Genomic DNA, 15057 nt, shown 5'->3' with positions numbered 1-15057 from the left:
TCTGCCGCGCATGGCTCGGCACGACCGATGCGGGGAAGCCGTCGGCCTGCAGGTCAAATCTCTTCGTGCAATCCGCATTCGCGCTTCAGACCGAAGAAGCGGGTGTCTTCCTCGCGCATGCCCGGTTCCCAGCGGCGGGTGGTGTGGAAATCGCCGATGGACACATAGCCCTGCTCCCATAGCGGGTGGTACGGAAGCTGGTGTTCCTGCAGGTACTTCCACACGTCGCGATCATTCCAATCGGCAATCGGATTGACCTTGTAGCGCTCGCCGCGCCGCTGCAGCACCGGCGTGTTGGCGCGGCTGGCCGCTTGGTTGCGGCGCAGGCCGGTGAACCAGGTGCCGACCTGCAGATCATCGAGCGCGCGCTTCATCGGCTCGACCTTGCGCAGGTTGTTGTACTGCTCGATGCCGACCACGCCCTGTTCCCACAAGCGGCCGTGGCGCGCTTCCATCCACGCGCGGCTGACCAGCGGGCGATAAACCTTGAGGTTGAGCTTGAGGCGGTCGGTCAGTTCGTCGGCGAAGCGGTAGGTTTCCGGGAACAGATAGCCGGTATCGATCAGGATCACCGGAATATCCGGCTGCTGGCTGGCCAGCAGGTGCAGCGTCACCGCCGACTGCGCGCCAAAGCTCGACGACAGCACATGCGCGCCGGGCGCGTTCTGCAATGCCCAGCGCACGCGCGCCTGTGCATCCATTGCGTCCAGTTCGGCGTTGAGCGGGCCCAGGTCGTCCGGCAGCGTGGTAACGGAATCGTTCAAGGATCGGGGCAGGGCGCTCATGCGTGCAGTTCCACGGGAATCTGGCGGTGGGTAGGGTAGGGCGGCAGGCTGACGATGCCGGCGCGGTGCAGGAAATCGCCGAAGCCTTCATCGTGGGAACGCTCACCGGCATAGCGCGCGAACAGCGGTTCCAGCGCGGCAAGGATGTCCGGCTCGGTGATGTTTTCTCGGTACAGCGTGTTCAAGCGCTGGCCGCGGTGGTCGGCGCCGAGCATCAGGTTGTAGCGGCCGGGTGCCTTGCCGACGAGCGCGATCTCGCCCAGATAGGGCCGCGAGCAGCCGTTCGGGCAGCCGGAAATACGCAGCAAAATCGGTGTTTCGGCCAAACCGTGCTGTTCCAGCAGCGGCTGCAACTTGCTGCTGAAGTCCGGCAGATAACGTTCGGCCTCGGCCATCGCCAGACCGCAGGTCGGCAGCGCCACGCAGGCCATCGCTGCGCGTGCCAGCGCGGTGGGGGCTTGGTTGCCCGCATCCAGACCTGCGGCGTTCACCACAGCATCAATTCGTTCGCGCTGGCTGGCTGGCACGCCGGCGATGACCAGGTTCTGGTTGCCGGTCATGCGGAACTCGCCCTCGTGGAAACTGGCGATTTCGCGCAGAGCAGTCAGATGCGGTGCGCCCGGCAGATCGGCGATGCGCCCGGCCGGCAGCGACAGGGTCAGGTGCCAGCGGCCGTCATCGCCTTCATTCCAGCCATAGCGATCACCGTTGTGAGCGAACGGCAGCGAACGGCTCGGCGCGAGCCGGATGCCGGCGCGGCGTTCGATTTCGGCGATCACCGTGTCCAGGCCGTGATCGTCGATGGTGTACTTGAAGCGTGCGCGCTTGCGCAGCTCGCGGTTGCCGAGGTCGCGCTGGGTGGTGACCACGGCGGTGGCAACGTCCAGCAACGCATCGCGCGGAATGAAGCCGACCAGGTTGGCGATGCGCGGGTAGGTTTCCGCATCGCCGTGCGTGGCGCCCATGCCACCGCCGATGCTGACGTCATAGCCCAGCAGTTCACCGGCCCCGTCCAGTACGCCGATAAAGCCCAGGTCATTGGCGAACACATCCACGTCGTTGATCGGCGGCAAAGCAAAGCCGATCTTGAATTTGCGCGGCAGGTAACGCTCGCCGTAGATCGGCTCTTCTTCATTGCCGCTGCCGGCCACGCGTTCTTCGTCCAGCCAGATTTCGTAATAGGCGCGCGTGTTGGGCAGCAGGTGCTCGGAGGTGCGCGCGGCATCGGCGTACAAGGTCGCGTGTGCGCTGGACAGCAGCGGGTTTGCCGCGACCAGCACGTTGCGGTTGACATCGCCGCAGGCGGCCAGCGTGTCGATCAGCGCGGCGTTGATCGCCTGCATGGTCGCCTTCAGTTCGCGCTTGATCACACCGTGGAACTGAAAGGCCTGCCGGGTGGTGATGCGCAGCGAGTGATTGCCAAAGCGGGTGGCGATGCTGTCCAGCTTGAGCCACTGCGCTGGGCTGATCACGCCGCCGGGCGTGCGCGTGCGGATCATGAACTGGTACGCCGGCTCCAGCTTCTGGCGGCGGCGTTCGTCGCGCACGTCACGGTCATCCTGCTGGTAGCTGCCGTGGTACTTGATAAGGGTCTGGTCGTCTTCGCGCAAGGCGCCGGTGACGGGATCGGCCAGACTTTCCAGCAGCGAACCGCGCAGGCGGTTGCTTTCAGCTTTGATGGATTCGACGGAGTGGGTGCTCATGTTCTGTTTGCTATGCCTGAAACGTGTGTAGGCGCGCCTTCAGGCGCGAAGCCAATACGCCGCAGATCGCGGCGATACCGCATCAACCGTCAATACACATCGCGGCCATAACGTCCCTCCGTATGCAGCTGCGTCAGATACTCGCGGGCGCCGTCGTCATCCAGCCCGCCGTGCTCGCGCACGACGTCCAGCAGGGCCGCATGCACGTCCTTGCCCATGCTGATGGCGCCGCACACATACAGGTGCGCGCCGTTCTGCAGCCAGTCGTACAGATCGCGGCCGCGCGTGCGCAGGCGCTGTTGCACGTAGACCTTGTCGGCTTGGTCTCTCGAGAACGCCAGATCCAGGCGATGCAGTTCCTTGCGGCGCAGCGCGTCCTGCCATTCGGTCTGGTAGAGGAAGTCGCTGTTGAAATGACGGGCGCCGAAGAACAGCCAGTTGCGGCCGGTTGCACCGGTCTCCGCGCGCTCCTGCACGAAGGCGCGGAACGGTGCCACACCGGTGCCCGGGCCGATCATGATGATGTCGCGGCTGCTGTCCGCCGGCACGCGGAAGCGCTCGTTGGCTTCGATGAAGACCGGCAGCGAACCGCCTTCTTCCAGCGCGGCAAGGAAGCTGCTGGCTGCACCCTGATGCGCGCTGCCATGGGCGTCGTAACGCAGCTCATCGACGGTGATATGCACTTCTTCGCCCACGCGCTTGCGGCTGGAGGCGATGGAGTACAGGCGATGTGCCGCCGGCCGCAGCGTGCTGACCAGCGCCTCGGCGCTCCACTCGGCCGGCCAGCGGCGCAGCACATCAACCAGTTGGTGGTCGTCGAACACGCGGGTCAGCTCGGCCTTGTGTTCCGGCTCCAGCAGGCGCGTCAGTTCGGCATGGTTGCTGCGCTCGCCGACGTTGATCAGCAGCGGGCGCGAAATGCGGGTGAGTTCGCGGTGCTCGGCCAGCCACTGCGACAGCGGCCGGGCGTGACCGTCATGGCTGACTTCGGTGTCGCCATTCAGGCCCGTGGCGGCCAACACCGATTCGACCAGCGGCTGCGGATTACGGTGCACGATGCCCAGTGCGTCGCCGGGCTCGTAATGCAGACCGCTGCCTTCCAGCGACAGCTCCAGGTGATGCACGGATTTGTTGGCAACGCCGTAGCGCGTATACGCCGGGCCCTTGAAGTCGCGGCCGCTGATGACCTGCCGCGACAGCACTTCGGCGGTGAATGGGTGCTGCGCGGTGTAAGCGCTGGCATGGCGCAGGGGAGTGACGTTGCTCGGCGCCGGGCTTGCCGCTTCGCTGAGGTTGGCGCGGGCGTCGGCCAGCGCTTGGATGCGCCACGGCACGGCCACGGTATCGATGTCCAGGTCGGCTTCTGCGGTCGGCTGCAGGCGGGTGGCTCCCAGTTCGGCCAGGCGCGTGTCCAGCGTGCGGGCGATGCCGCAGAACTCGGCATAGCTGGAGTCACCCAGACCGAGCACGGCGTACTTGAGCTGCGGCAGCTTGGGCGCGCGCTTGCTGGCGATGAACTCGACCAGGCCAATCGCGTCATCCGGCGGGTCGCCTTCGCCCTGGGTGCTGATGACGATGTACAGCAGGCGCTCGTTGGCCAGTTCGCGGGTCGGGTAGGCGTCGGCGCGCAGCAGCCGCACCGGCAGGCCGGTGGCCTCGACGTCGGCGGCCAGCTGCTCGGCGGCGCGGCGGGCATTGCCGGTCTGGCTGCCGTAGATCACGGTCAGCCGCGACTGCACCGACTGCCCGGCTTGGCCGCCGGGGATGATCGCCAGGGACGGGGGAGGGTTTCCCTGGGCCAACCCGGCCGCAAAGCCGGACAGCCACCACAAGCTGTTGCCGTCCAGGCCTTCCACCAGTCGTGACAGCAGGACCTTGCGGTCTTCAGCCAAGGGGCTGGGTGGAACGGTGGCGGCGGCGGTCATTTCCGGTCCGGACTGATTAGGGATGACCGATGCTAGGGAGGCGGGCGGGCAAGCGGAAAGGATCAGCGGTTATCGCTTCATGCCCTGCGTTTATTTCAACCGGCCGGGTTGCCGCCCCACACTCGCCGTCCTGCCCCGGTTCCGGCCGGCCACGCTGTTACCCTTCCTCCAGGCTTCGCCTCCAACTGCCCGCGCAATGACTGCCAACGCACATTTGTCCCACCTCGACCGGCTGGAAGCCGAAAGCATTCACATCCTGCGGGAGGTCGCCGCCGCCTTTGACAACCCGGTGCTGCTGTATTCGGTGGGCAAGGACAGCTCGGTGCTGCTGCATCTGCTGCTGAAGGCCTTTGCCCCCGGCGTGCCGCCGATCCCGCTGCTGCATGTGGACACGCGCTGGAAGTTCGGCGAGATGATCGCCTTCCGCGACCGCCGCGTGGCCGAGACCGGCACCGAGCTGCGGGTGCACATCAACCCGGACGGCATCGCCCAGAACGTCGGCCCGGTGACGCACGGCGCCAGCGTGCATACCGATGTGATGAAGACCCAGGGCCTGAAGCAGGCGCTGGACAAGTGGAAGTTCGATGCCGCCATCGGCGGTGCGCGCCGCGATGAGGAAAAGTCGCGGGCCAAGGAGCGGGTGTTCTCGTTCCGCAACGATCGCCACCGTTGGGACCCCAAGAACCAGCGCCCGGAACTGTGGAACCTGTACAACGCGCGCATCCATCAAGGCGAGAGCGTGCGGGTGTTTCCGTTGTCCAACTGGACCGAGCTGGATATCTGGCTGTACATCTACCGCGAAAAAATCCCGGTGGTGCCGCTGTATCTCGCGGCCGAGCGGCCGGTGGTTGAGCGCGACGGCAGCCTGATCATGGTGGATGACGAACGCCTGCCGCTGCATCCGGGCGAAGTGCCGCAGCTGCGCAAGGTGCGCTTCCGTACCTTGGGGTGCTACCCGCTGACCGGCGCCATTGAATCGGACGCCGACACGCTGGAAAAAATCATCGCCGAGATGTTGGTGTCCACCAGTTCCGAACGGCAGGGCCGCTTGATCGACCACGACCAATCCGCCTCGATGGAAAAGAAAAAGCTCGAGGGGTATTTCTGATGGGCGCGGTTGCCACTTCCACCGATATCGCTGCCTACCTGCAGCAGCACGAAACCAAGCCGCTGCTGCGCTTCATCACCTGCGGCAGCGTTGATGACGGTAAGAGCACGTTGATCGGCCGTTTGCTGTACGAAAGCAAGCGTCTGTTCGATGACCAACTGGCCGCGCTGGAAGCGGACAGTCGCCGTCACGGCACGCAGGGCGAACGCATCGATTACGCGCTGCTGCTCGACGGCCTGGCCGCCGAACGCGAGCAGGGCATCACCATCGATGTGGCGTATCGCTACTTCGATACCGATCGCCGCAAATACATCGTCGCCGACTGCCCCGGGCACGAGCAGTACACCCGCAACATGGCGACCGGCGCGTCCACTGCCGATGTCGCCGTGGTGCTGGTGGATGCACGCAAGGGCCTACTGTCGCAGACCCGCCGGCACAGTTACATCATCTCGCTGCTGGGCATCGAGCACGTGGTGCTGGCGGTGAACAAAATGGATCTGGTGGAGTACGACGCCGAGGTATTTGCGCGTATCCGCGAGGACTATCAGGCGCTGGCCGCGCAGTTGGGCATCGCCCATGTGCAGGCCATTCCGTTGTCGGCGCTGGAAGGGCAGAACCTGTCCACACGTTCGACGTTGATGCCGTGGTACGCCGGCCCCAGCCTGCTTGAACACCTGGACACGGTACAGCTCGGTGCGCGCGACGCGGCCAGTGGCCTGCGCTTGCCGGTGCAGTGGGTCAATCGCCCCAATCAGGATTTCCGTGGCTTTGCCGGCACCATCGCCGGTGGCCAGGTGCGCGTCGGCGATGCGGTGGTGGTATTGCCATCCGCGCGCCGTTCCACGGTCAAGCAGGTGCTGGGCCCGGATGGCCCGCTGGAAGTGGCTTCGGCGGGGCAGGCGGTGACGCTGACGCTGGCCGACGAAGTGGATGTCAGTCGCGGCGACGTGATCGCCGCCGCGGATGATCCGCCGGAAGTGGCCGACCAGTTCGCCGCGCATGTGCTGTGGATGGACGATGCTGCGCTGTTGCCGGGTCGCCCGTACTGGTTGCAGATCGGCAGCCGTACCGTGTCGGCCAGCATCAGTGAGATCAAGCACCGCGTGGATGTGAACACGCAGGAGCGGCTGGCCGCAAAACGTCTGGAACTGAACGAAGTCGGCTACTGCAACCTGGCCTTGGATGAGCCGGTCGCGTTTGCGCCTTATGCGCAGAACCGCGCGCTGGGAGGCTTCATCCTGATCGACCGCCAGACCAATGCCACGGTCGCGGCTGGCACGCTGGATTTCGCCCTGCGCCGCGCCGGCAACGTGCATTGGCAGCATCTGGACGTGGACAAGGCGGCCCGCGCCCGTATCAAGGGCCAGCAGGCGAAGGTGCTGTGGTTCACCGGCTTGTCCGGCGCCGGCAAGTCCACCGTCGCCAATCAGGTGGAAAAGCGCCTGCACGCGCAGGGCCGGCACACCTTCCTGCTGGACGGTGACAACGTTCGGCACGGCTTGAATCGCGATCTGGGGTTCACCGACGAGGACCGCGTGGAGAACATCCGCCGCGTGGCCGAAGTGGCGCGGCTGATGGCCGACGCTGGCTTGATCGTGCTGGTCAGTTTCATCTCTCCGTTCCGCGCCGAGCGGCAGATGGCGCGCGAGCGCTTCGAGGCGGGCGAGTTCATCGAAGTGTTCGTCGATGTGCCGCTGGAAGTGGCGGAAGCCCGCGACGTGAAGGGGCTGTACCGCAAAGCACGCGCTGGTCAGATTCCCAACTTCACCGGTATCGACTCGCCCTACGAAGCCCCGGAAGCCCCGGAGCTGCACCTGCGCGCCGACAGCGACAGCGTGCCGGTGATGGTGGAGCAGGTGCTTAAGGTGCTGGAGCAGGGTTGAGTTGGGCTAGCGCTCTTGAAGTCCCTAGACCAGCAGGGTGCCAGGCTGCTGCTTTTGAAGTCCCTTCTCCCGCGAGCGGGAGAAGGGAGTAGAGCCGAAGCCGAAGACCAGCAGGGTGCCAGGCTGCTGCTCTTGAAGTCCCTTCTCCCGCGAGCGGGAGAAGGTGCCCGCAGGGCGGATGAGGGCAGCTGCTGGCCGACATCAAGGTAGTAAGCGTGAAAAGCTCCCCTCATCCGGTGCTGCGCACCACCTTCTCCCGTAAACGGGAGAAGGGAGTAAAGCCAAAGCCAAAATCAACGCTAAAGCCAAAGCTCCGCGCGCCAATTCAGGCATAAGTTTTCGTTACCCCCCCTAACGGCACATTCGCCCGTCATCTCCCGCCGCTAGAGTGCTTGATCGTGTATCAGACAGGACTGTGTATGTTGGGGCGTTTTGCCGTCACCGTTGTGGGTGGCACTGTCTTGGCGCTGGCACTGGCCGGTTGCAATCGCAAAGGCGCCGAAGCGCCGCGTAGCGCGGGCGATGCCGTGCTTGTCACCACCCAGTTGGTGCAGACATCGGCCTGGAACGACACCCTGCAGGCCATCGGCACCGCCAAGGCGCGTGAGTCGATCATCGTCACCGCCAAGGTCAGCGAAATCGTCGACAAGGTGCACTTTGATAGCGGCCAGCAGGTCACTGCTGGAACCCCGCTGGTCACCTTGCGTGGCGACGCACAGCAGGCGGCATTGGCGCAGGCGCAGGCCACCTTTGCCGAAGCCGACCGTCTGTACCTGCGTCAGCGTGAATTGGCGGCGCAGCAGTTGGTGGCGCATTCCACGCTGGATACGCAGAAGTCGATCCGCGACGGCGCCGAAGCCCGCGTGCGGCAGATGCGTGCGGACATCACCGATCGTCAAGTGCGTGCGCCATTCGCTGGCGTACTGGGCATTCGCCAGATCAGTCCCGGCTCGCTGGTCAGTCCGACCACCGCCATCGCCACGCTCGATGACATCTCGCGTGTGCATGTGGACTTCCAGGTGCCCGAGGCCGAGCTGGCTTCGCTGAAGCCCGGCGACAAAGTCACCGGCAGCAGCATCGCTTACCCGGGCCGCAGTTTTGAAGGTGACGTCAGCACGATTGATGCACGGGTAGATCCGGGCAGCCGCGCGGTCACCGTGCGCGCCGATTTCGCCAATACCGATCACGCGCTGCGTCCCGGCATGTTGCTGGACGTGCGCTTGTTCCGCCCCGAGCGGCAGGCGCTGGTGATTCCGGAAATCGCGGTGGTGCAGGTCGGCCGTGACTCCTTTGTGTATCGGGTCAAGGACGATGCCAGCGTCGAGCGCGTGGATGTGCGCACCGGCACCCGCCGCGCCGGCGTGGTGGAAATCATTGATGGCCTGGCTGTCGGCGAGCGCATCGTGATTGATGGCACCGGCAAGCTGCGCCCGGGCATTCGTGTCCAGGATGCCAAGCCGGCCAAGGCTGCCGCGCCGGTTGCGAAGGCGAGCGCCGGATGAAGCTGTCCGATCTTTCGATCAAGCGGCCGGTGCTGGCCGTGGTAATGAGCCTGTTGCTGCTGGTGCTGGGCGTGATGTCGTTCAACCGCCTCACTTTGCGTGAGTTGCCGGCCATCGATCCGCCCATCGTGTCGGTATCGGTGGATTACACCGGCGCCTCGGCGGCGGTGATCGAAAGCCGCGTCACCCAGGTGCTGGAGGATGCGCTGGCCGGCATCGAAGGCATCGACACGATCAACGCCCGCAGCACCAACGGCCGTGCGTCGGTGAGCATCGAGTTCACCGCCAACCGCGATATCGAAGCGGCCGCCAACGACGTGCGTGATGCGGTCAGCCGCGTTGCCGACCGCATGCCGGAAGAAACGCGTCCGCCGGAAATCGCCAAGGTCGAGAGTGACGCCGACCCGATCATCTGGTTCAACATGGCCTCCTCGGCGATGGACACACTGGAGCTCAGCGACTACGCCGAACGCTATGTGGTGGACCGCTTCTCCAGCATCGACGGCGTGGCGCAGGTGCGCATCGGCGGCCGCCAGCGTTACGCCATGCGCATCTGGCTGGACCGCGATCAATTGGCCGCACGCGGGCTGACCGTTGGCGAGGTGGAAACCGCGCTGCGCAACGAAAACGTGGAACTGCCGGCCGGCCGCATCGAGTCGGCCGACCGCGACTTCACCCTGCGCGTGGAGCGCAGCTATGTGGCACCGGCCGACTTCGCCAGCATCCCGCTGGGCAAGGGCAATGACGGCTACGTGGTGCGCTTGGGCGACGTCGCCAAGGTCGAACTGGCCTCGTCCGAGCGCCGCGCTTATTACCGCAGCAACGGCGAGCCGGGCATCGGCCTGGGCATCGTCAAGACGTCCACTGCAAACGCGCTGGACGTGGCCCGCGCCACCCGCGCCGAGGCCGAACGCATCGGCCTGACGTTGCCCAAAGACACGCAGATTTTCGTCGCCTTCGACAACACCACCTTCATCGAGGCGGCGGTCGAGCGCGTGTATTGGACGCTGGCCGAAGCCATGCTGCTGGTGCTGGTGGTGATCTGGTTGTTCCTTGGCAGCCTGCGCGCGGCATTGATTCCCGCAGTGACGGTGCCGGTGTGTCTGGTTGCGGCGTTCATCGCGCTGTTTGCGTTTGGCTTCTCGATCAACCTGTTCACCCTGCTGGCGCTGGTGCTGTGTATCGGCTTGGTGGTGGATGACGCCATCGTGGTGGTGGAAAACGTGCAGCGCCGCATCGACCTGGGCGAGCCGCCCTTGGTTGCTGCACGGCGCGGCACCACGCAGGTCGCCTTTGCGGTGATCGCGACGACGGCGGTGCTGGTTGCGGTGTTCCTGCCGGTGGGCTTCCTGGAAGGCAACACCGGACGCTTGTTTCGTGAATTGGCGGTGGCGCTGGCATCGGCGGTGGCGCTGTCGGCCTTCGTTGCATTGACGCTGACGCCGATGATGGCGTCCAAGCTGCTCAAACCGCACAGCGAGCAAAAAACCAGTCGCTTGCATGGCTTCATCAATCGCCAGCTGGAGCGCGTGTCAGGCGCTTACGGCCGCGTGCTGGACAAGCATGTGCAGCGCACCTGGATCTTCGGTCTGGTGATGTTGGCCGCGCTCGGCACCAGCTGGGGCCTGTTCAAACTGTTGCCCTCGGAGCTGGCACCGGCCGAGGATCGTGGCTCGTTCCAGATCGTGATCGACGGCCCGGAAGGCGCCGGTTACGACTACACCGTCGGCCAGGTGCAGCAGGTCGAGCAGATCGTCTCGCAGTTCGTCGGCCCGAATGAGCCCATCGTCCGCGCCAACCCGCGCGTACCCGGTGGCTGGGGCAACAGTGAAGAAATGCACACCGGCCGCATCAGCGTGTTTCTGCAGCCGTGGCGCAGCCGCACCGAAGCCACCACCGATGTGGCCAACGACCTGCAGAAAGAACTCAACGACCTGAGTGGCGTGCGCGTGCGCACGATGGTCGGCGGCGGGCTGGTGCGCAGCATGGGCCAGCCGTTCCAGATCGTGCTGGGCGGCCCGGAATATGCGGAAATCGCACAGTGGCGTGATCGCCTGCTGGCCCGCATGGCCGACTATCCCGGTCTGGTCGGCCCCGATTCGGATTACAAGGAAACCCGCCCGCAGATGCGGGTCAACATCGACCGCCAGCGTGCGGCCGACCTGGGTATCTCGGTCACTGACATTGGTCGCGCGCTGGAAACCATGATGGGTTCGCGCCGCGTCACCACCTTCGTCGACAACGGCGAGGAATACGACGTATTGGTGCAGGCCGGTCGCGAAGGCCGCACTTCGCCGGCCGATCTTGCCGCCATCCAGGTGCGCGCACGTTCGGGCGAACTGGTGCCGCTGTCCAACCTGGTCAGCCTCAGCGAAGTGGCTGAAGCCGGCAGTCTCAACCGCTTCAACCGCCTGCGTGCGATCACCATCAGCGCCAACATCGCGCCCGGCCACACGCTGGGTGAAACCATTGCCTGGGTGCAGGACGTGGCCCGCGAGGAATTGCCGGACTACGCGCAGATCGACTGGAAGGGTGAGTCACGCGAATACCAGAGTGCTGGCGGCGCGGTGTTGCTGACCTTCGCGATGGCCTTGCTGGTGGTGTACCTGGTGCTGGCCGCACAGTTCGAGAGCTTCATCCACCCGCTGGTGATCATGCTGACCGTGCCGCTGGGCGTGCTCGGTGCGTTTGTCGGTCTGTATATCAGCGGCGGCACGCTCAACCTGTTCAGTCAGATCGGCATCGTCATGTTGGTCGGCTTGGCCGCCAAGAACGGCATCCTGATCGTGGAGTTCGCCAACCAGCTGCGCGATGAAGGCCGCAACGTGCATCAGGCCATCGTTGAGTCCTCGGTGGTGCGTTTGCGTCCGATCCTGATGACTTCGATCGCCACCGTGGTCGGCGCGATTCCGCTGGTCGCCGCAGGCGGCCCGGGTTCGGCCAGCCGCGGCACCATCGGCATCGTGGTGATTTTCGGCGTGGCTGTTTCCACCTTCCTGTCGTTGTTTGTGGTGCCGGCGTTCTACGCCTTGCTGGCGCCGTACACGCAGTCGCCGGAAACGGTGGCCAACGAGTTGGAGAAGTTGGAAAAGCAGACCCCGTCGGTTGGCGGCCATGCCTGACGGTGAGTGATAGGGAAGCGTTTCCCGCCGGCGGAAAGCCACGCTCTCACCCTTCTCCCGCGAACGGCAGGCCGCGCTGTCTCCTTTCTCCGGCGAACGGGAGGCCGCGCTGTTTCCCTTCTCCCGCGAGCGGGAGAAGGTGCCCCGAAGGGGCGGATGAGGGGCGCTGTGCTGGGATTCCACCCCAGCCTACGTTTGCGGGAAGACTCCTCGCCGTCTCCCTTCTCCCGCGAGCGGGAAGCCGCGCTGTTTCCCTTCTCCCGCGAGCGGGAGAAGGTGCCCCGAAGGGGCGGATGAGGGACGCTCTTTTTTCCTTGCCTGTAGCCGGAGCGAAGCGTCATGACCTCGGCGCGGGTGCTGCTCAAGAACGGATTCGTCGAAGAAGGCGTGGAGCGCCAAGCGGTGTTCAAGGACGGTGCACTGCGCGGCATGCGCTGCTTCGTTCGTGTTGGGTCAATTCTGCAATTGCCGTAAGGGCCCTGCACATCGCGGCTTAATCGTGGAAGAATCGGTCGGTCCCGGGACCCGGGGCTTGCTCACCTTCAGCTTTCCGGGGAACTACGTGGAATCTATCGTCGAATACATCAACGGCATCATCTGGAGCAATGCGCTCATCTTCATGTGTCTGGGCGCGGGCCTGTGGTTCACCGTGCGCACCCGCTTCATGCAGATTCGCGGCTTTGCCGAAATGTGCCGGCTCACCGTGCGCGGGCAGAAGTCCGAAGCCGGCGTGTCCTCCTTCCAGGCGCTGGCCATGTCGATGGCCGGGCGTATGGGTATCGGCAACATCGCCGGCGTGGCGACCGCCATTGCCTACGGCGGCCCGGGCGCGATCTTCTGGATGTGGGTGATGGGCTTCCTCGGCGCTTCCACGTCCTATGTGGAATCCACGCTGGCCCAGATCTACAAGGTCAAGGACGCTGAAGGCCGCTACCGTGGTGGCCCGGCGTATTACATCGAAAAGGCCATGGGCCTGAAGTGGTACGCCGCCGCGTTCGCGCTGGCGACCATCGTTGCGGCAGGCTTCCTGCTGCCGGGCGTGCAGGCCAATGCCATCGCCGACAGCGCGGTCAACGTGCTGTGCACCGGCGCCGATGCCTGCGCCTCGATGGGCGGCGTGGCCAGCATGAAGCTGTGGATTGGTCTGGCGGTGGCGACTCTGCTGGGCATCATCATCTTCGGCGGCGTCAAGCGCATTGCCAGCTTCGCCGAAGTGATCGTGCCGTTCATGGCGCTGGCCTTCATCCTGATGGCCATCGTGGTGATGATGCTCAACGCCAGCAAGGTGCCGACGATGTTCGCCGACATCTTCAGCAGCGCGTTTGGTGCGCATGCGGCCTTCGGCGGCATCATCGGCCAGGCCATCGCCTGGGGCGTCAAGCGCGGCATCTACGCCAACGAAGCCGGCCAGGGCACCGGCCCGCACGCCGCCGCCGCCGCCGAGGTCTCGCACCCGGCCAAGCAGGGTTATGTGCAGGCGTTCGCCATCTATTTCGACACCATGCTGGTGTGCACCTCCACCGCGTTCCTGGTGCTGTCCACCGGCATGTACAACGTGTTCCGCGAAGTGACCGTGGGCGGCGTCACCAAGCTGGAAGCCATCGTTACCGGCGTGCCGGGCGTGGCGCCGTCCGAAGGCGCCCTGTTCACCCAGGCGGCGGTGGAATCGGTGATGCCGGGCTGGGGTGCCGGTTTCGTCGCGCTGGCGCTGTTCTTCTTCGCCTTCACCACGATCATGGCCTACTACTACATGGCCGAAACCAACCTGACCTACCTGGCTGGCAGCAACCGCACCCACCCGGCGGCAACGCTGGTGCTGCGTTTGGGCATCATGGGCATGGTGGTGTTTGGCGCGTTCCACAATGCGAAAATGGCGTGGGCGCTGGGTGACATCGGCGTCGGTCTGATGGCCTGGCTGAACGTTATCGCCATCCTGATCCTGCAGAAGCCGGCAATGCTGGCCCTGCGCGACTACGAACAACAGAAGAAGCAGGGCCTGGACCCTGTCTTCAATCCGGATGCCCTGGGCATCAAGAACGCCGATTTCTGGCGCAGCAACAAGTAAGCGAGCACAACAGCAGTGAGCAATCCCTGGAACAACCGTCGTCCTTCCGTCCGCCCGCCGCGGGCAACGCCCCTGCCGGCCACTCCTCGCGATCGCGACGGGACCGGCGGCCCGCCAGTGCGCGGCAGTGACGAACTGCGTCTGTACGGCGTCAATGCCGTGCAGGCCATGTTTGCCCGTCGCCCGGAAGCGCTGCGCAAGCTGTATCTGGCCGAGGACATGATTCCGCGCATGCAGCCGCTGCTGAAATGGTGCGTGGCCAACCGCGTCGGTTATCGCGTGGTTGCCGACGGCGACCTCAACAAGCTGGCCGCCACCACCCATCACGAAGGTGTCGTGGCCGATGTGCTGCGCCAGGAACCGTTGGCGCTTGCCGCATGGCTGGCAACACTGGGTGATGAAGGTCCGGCGCTGGCGCTGTGGCTGGACGGCGTGGGCAACCCGCACAACTTCGGCGCGATTTTGCGTTCGGCCGCGCACTTCGGTGTTTCGGCGATCCTGCTGCCGGCCGAATCGACGCTGGCCCTGTCCGGGGCCGCTGCGCGCGTGGCCGAAGGTGGCGCCGAGTCGGTGCCGCTGGTGCGCTTGCCGGCACTGCCGCAGGCGGTCGCGCAGCTGCGTGATGCCGGCTTCGGTCTGGCAGCAACGTTGGTGGAAGATGGCGACAACCTGTTCACCACCACCTTGCCCGAGCGCCTGGTCTACGTGATGGGCGCCGAAGGCGAAGGCATGGACCGCGGCTTCGCGCAGAGCTGCGATCTGCGTCTGTCCATTCCCGGCACGGGCGCGGTGGAAAGCTTGAACGTGGCATCGGCCACGGCGGTGTTGCTGTCCAGCTGGTGCAGCCGTCAAGCCAAGCGTTGATCGATCCAATTGCATGAAACAACAAAGGCGCCTTGAGCGCCTTTGTTGTTTCCATCGTCGGCGCGGCATCGGCTGCGAAGCACTGCTATGCCGTCAACCA

General features: G+C 65.1%; 9 protein-coding genes and 1 pseudogene. 7 read left to right on the top strand and 3 right to left on the bottom strand.

The features are described 5' to 3' along the window. Positions 1–53: 53 nt before the first annotated feature. The 3 genes from ACREP4_RS10890 to ACREP4_RS10880 all read right to left on the bottom strand — a co-directional run bounded on the left by ACREP4_RS10890 (position 54) and on the right by ACREP4_RS10880 (position 4413). A complete protein-coding gene (locus tag ACREP4_RS10890) occupies positions 54–785 on the bottom strand; it encodes a phosphoadenylyl-sulfate reductase (protein ID WP_431596202.1) in 732 nt (243 codons plus the stop codon). Next, positions 782–2488 (bottom strand): assimilatory sulfite reductase (NADPH) hemoprotein subunit, encoded by a 1707-nt coding sequence (gene cysI / locus ACREP4_RS10885; protein WP_431596201.1) that lies wholly within the window; start codon positions 2486–2488, stop codon positions 782–784. The genes ACREP4_RS10890 and cysI overlap by 4 nt, the downstream gene beginning before the upstream one ends. A gap of 89 nt (positions 2489–2577) precedes the next feature. Continuing rightward, positions 2578–4413 (bottom strand): assimilatory sulfite reductase (NADPH) flavoprotein subunit, encoded by a 1836-nt coding sequence (locus ACREP4_RS10880; protein WP_431596200.1) that lies wholly within the window; start codon positions 4411–4413, stop codon positions 2578–2580. Positions 4414–4435: 22 nt separating this feature from the next. Between ACREP4_RS10880 and cysD the strand changes: the two genes are divergently transcribed. The 7 genes and pseudogenes from cysD (at position 4436) to ACREP4_RS10845 (ending at position 14957) form a co-directional block, all read left to right on the top strand. After that, the gene (gene cysD, locus ACREP4_RS10875; RefSeq protein WP_431596199.1) at positions 4436–5521 is read left to right on the top strand and encodes a sulfate adenylyltransferase subunit CysD; all 1086 of its coding nucleotides are present in this window, start codon (positions 4436–4438) and stop codon (positions 5519–5521) included. Continuing rightward, positions 5521–7404, top strand: a complete 1884-nt coding sequence (cysN, locus tag ACREP4_RS10870; RefSeq protein WP_431596198.1) for a sulfate adenylyltransferase subunit CysN — start codon at positions 5521–5523, stop codon at positions 7402–7404. The genes cysD and cysN overlap by 1 nt, the downstream gene beginning before the upstream one ends. A 419-nt stretch (positions 7405–7823) precedes the next feature. After that, complete coding sequence (locus ACREP4_RS10865; RefSeq protein WP_431596197.1) at positions 7824–8906, top strand: efflux RND transporter periplasmic adaptor subunit; 1083 nt, start codon at positions 7824–7826, stop codon at positions 8904–8906. Then, positions 8903–12028, top strand: a complete 3126-nt coding sequence (locus ACREP4_RS10860) for an efflux RND transporter permease subunit (protein WP_431596196.1) — start codon at positions 8903–8905, stop codon at positions 12026–12028. Before ACREP4_RS10865 ends, ACREP4_RS10860 begins: the two co-directional genes overlap by 4 nt. Positions 12029–12373: 345 nt before the next feature. Next, a pseudogene (locus tag ACREP4_RS10855) lies at positions 12374–12502 on the top strand (GNAT family N-acetyltransferase); the annotation flags it as partial. A 145-nt stretch (positions 12503–12647) separates the two neighbouring features. Next, complete coding sequence (locus ACREP4_RS10850; RefSeq protein WP_431596467.1) at positions 12648–14093, top strand: alanine/glycine:cation symporter family protein; 1446 nt, start codon at positions 12648–12650, stop codon at positions 14091–14093. Positions 14094–14108: 15 nt separating this feature from the next. Next, on the top strand, positions 14109–14957 hold the full coding sequence (locus tag ACREP4_RS10845) for a TrmH family RNA methyltransferase (protein WP_431596195.1): 849 nt from the start codon (positions 14109–14111) through the stop codon (positions 14955–14957). The last annotated feature ends 100 nt before the right edge of the window (positions 14958–15057 follow it).

It is taken from the genome of Stenotrophomonas sp. (genome assembly GCF_050737575.1).
GTDB lineage: Bacteria > Pseudomonadota > Gammaproteobacteria > Xanthomonadales > Xanthomonadaceae > Stenotrophomonas.
The sequence above is the reverse complement of the archived record's forward strand: the minus strand, read 5'-3'. Positions and strand labels throughout refer to the sequence as shown.

What these genes read in the sequence shown, in the direction of transcription:
- ACREP4_RS10890 (WP_431596202.1), bottom strand. Translation starts at nt 785, where the DNA reads ATGAGCGCCCTGCCCCGATCCTTGAACGATTCCGTTACCACGCTGCCG.
- cysI (WP_431596201.1), bottom strand. Translation starts at nt 2,488, where the DNA reads ATGAGCACCCACTCCGTCGAATCCATCAAAGCTGAAAGCAACCGCCTG.
- ACREP4_RS10880 (WP_431596200.1), bottom strand. Translation starts at nt 4,413, where the DNA reads ATGACCGCCGCCGCCACCGTTCCACCCAGCCCCTTGGCTGAAGACCGC.
- cysD (WP_431596199.1), top strand. Translation starts at nt 4,436, where the DNA reads ATGACCGATGCTAGGGAGGCGGGCGGGCAAGCGGAAAGGATCAGCGGT.
- cysN (WP_431596198.1), top strand. Translation starts at nt 5,521, where the DNA reads ATGGGCGCGGTTGCCACTTCCACCGATATCGCTGCCTACCTGCAGCAG.
- ACREP4_RS10865 (WP_431596197.1), top strand. Translation starts at nt 7,824, where the DNA reads ATGTTGGGGCGTTTTGCCGTCACCGTTGTGGGTGGCACTGTCTTGGCG.
- ACREP4_RS10860 (WP_431596196.1), top strand. Translation starts at nt 8,903, where the DNA reads ATGAAGCTGTCCGATCTTTCGATCAAGCGGCCGGTGCTGGCCGTGGTA.
- ACREP4_RS10850 (WP_431596467.1), top strand. Translation starts at nt 12,648, where the DNA reads ATGTGTCTGGGCGCGGGCCTGTGGTTCACCGTGCGCACCCGCTTCATG.